This is a genomic window from Pseudomonas sp. 05N434 (genome assembly GCF_056396965.1).
This window is the reverse complement of the sequence record NZ_JBFTMK010000985.1, coordinates 1-788: the sequence shown is the minus strand read 5'-3', so window position 1 is coordinate 788 and position 788 is coordinate 1. Positions and strand designations below refer to the sequence as shown.

At 49.4% G+C, this 788-nt stretch carries 1 protein-coding gene; it reads right to left on the bottom strand.

The genetic code is table 11. The features are described 5' to 3' along the window. Positions 1-625 (bottom strand): hypothetical protein (locus tag AC1DLB_RS31230; RefSeq protein ID WP_477786433.1); only part of this gene is annotated, 625 nt, incomplete at its 3' end. Between the last annotated feature and the right edge of the window lie 163 nt (positions 626-788).

The window sequence follows — 788 nt, the reverse complement described above, 5'->3', positions numbered from 1 at the left end:
CACCTTGAGGATGCATATGCTCGAGAATAGACTTGATCGCAATCGAGCTACTGCCCGGCTCATCCTCATGGATGTAACCATGGGCGATACGAACTCCGATATCGTCATAGGGTGCCGGTTTGAACGCTTCCCTTATCTCAGCATCGGTAACAACTCGCAGTGACTTAAGCAAATGCCGTCCGATGTCGCGATGTCCAAGCTCGGCGAATTGTTGCACCCACTGTTCAGGGCTGGCAGATTTAAGCGTAGACTTTTCCCATTGGCTTTCCGCATATGACTTCCAATGGATTTTTAAAGACATAAGTTCCGGTGTCATCGCCTGGAACATAGTTTTTGTGGTCGCACAGGGCCGAAAACGTACCTCCTCGCTATCGAGCAGGTCCTTATCAAGCAACCCAGGCTGAAAAAAAATCATACTAGACGAAGCATTGAAAAACTCATCAATGATTTCATCAGTATACTCTTCCACATTGACCTTTGGGGCGTTCAACACGCGTACGCTTACATGGCGTTCCCAGCCAGCGCAGCAGGCGTCCGCAAGTTTTGAAATGAGACTAGCCGCGTCACGCGCATAAATCACTACGATCAGTCTTGGAAGAGAGAAGGCTGGCAAATATCCGTACACACCTCCTCCATCACTTCTTCGATTTAGAAAAAAACGCGTCCAGCAATGTCCCAGCCGGTAGCTTCAAATCGCGAAGGTCAGCAATCGACATATTGCTGACCGCTTGGAGGACAATATGTCTAAACTCTTCATCGGTGCTCGCTTCAGCGTGCAGGTGGTGGGC